The sequence below is a fragment of the Kitasatospora arboriphila genome, from assembly GCF_039528095.1.
GTDB classification, from domain to species: Bacteria; Actinomycetota; Actinomycetes; order Streptomycetales; family Streptomycetaceae; genus Kitasatospora; species Kitasatospora arboriphila.
Genome location: NZ_BAAALD010000226.1, coordinates 1 through 1,200, shown reverse-complemented (window position 1 = coordinate 1,200; position 1,200 = coordinate 1). Strand labels below are relative to the sequence as shown.

Here is a 1,200-nt window from a genome sequence, read left to right as displayed (position 1 = left end):
GGAGACCCCCGGCAACCAGACCGCCAACGGCACCGCCGTCCAGATCTGGGACTCCACCAGCGGCGCCAACCAGCACTGGAACTTCAGGTGAGCTGAGCCGCACGGGGCTCGTGCCTCCGCCCGGATCCTTCCGCCCTACCCGGAAACCGCCGCGAGGCACCGGGGTTGTGATGCGCCCAGTACCGCAACGCGGCCTGACGAAGGACTCGGCACCAGGCAAGCGTGCAGGTCAGCACAGAGACGGGGCTTTTGAAGCCCTGCAGGCAACGGCGAGGATTCCAGAGCCGTCCGATTGACGACTCGTGCTGCGCACTCACGGCGGCACGCACATGTTAACGATAACAAAGCTGTGTGACAGCTCCATCCGTTCACCAAGGAGGTCTTCATGCGCAGACGACGTTCCAGCCGCAGGCATCTGCCCGTGGTGCTCGCCGTCGCGGTCGCGTTCGTGTCGGCACTGGCGGCGATGCTCGTCGCCAACCCGGCTCAGGCAGCCACCAGCGGCGCCTTGCGCGGTGCGGGTTCCAACCGGTGTCTCGATGTGCAGAACGCCAGCCAGGCCGATGGCACGTACCTGCAGATCTACGACTGCTCGAACGGGGCCAACCAGCTGTGGACGTTGACGTCCGGCAACCAGCTGACCGTGTACGGCAACAAGTGCCTGGATGTCCCGGGCCACGCCACCACGGCCGGTACCCGAGTGCAGATCTGGACCTGCAGCGGCGCTGCGAACCAGCAGTGGCGGGTGAACTCCGACGGCACGATCGTCGGCGTGGAGTCCGGGCTGTGCCTGGACGTCTCGGGTGCCGGCACGGCCAATGGCACGGCGGTGGAGATCTGGACGTGCAACGGCGGCAGCAACCAGAAGTGGACCGGCCTGTCCGGGACGTCGACCCCGACGACGCCCCCGCCGACGGGCGGCTCGTGCGCGCTTCCGTCGACGTACCGGTGGTCCTCGACGGGTTCGTTGGCGCAGCCGGCGAACGGGTGGGCGTCGGTGAAGGACTTCACCGACGTGGTGTACAACGGCAAGCACGTGGTCTACGCGTCGAACGTGTCCGGGTCGTCCTACGGTTCGATGATGTTCAGTCCCTTCACGAACTGGTCGGACATGGCGTCGGCCGGGCAGAGCGGGATGAGCCAGGCCGCGGTGGCGCCCACGCTGTTCTACTTCGCACCCAAGAACATCTGGGTGCTCGC

Annotated in this window: 1 protein-coding gene; it reads left to right on the top strand. The window is 67.0% G+C overall.

Translation table 11 applies throughout. The features are described from left to right. Window positions 1–385: 385 nt before the first annotated feature. A partial coding sequence (locus ABD353_RS39635; protein WP_344628570.1) for a non-reducing end alpha-L-arabinofuranosidase family hydrolase occupies window positions 386–1,200 on the top strand: 815 nt, incomplete at its 3' end.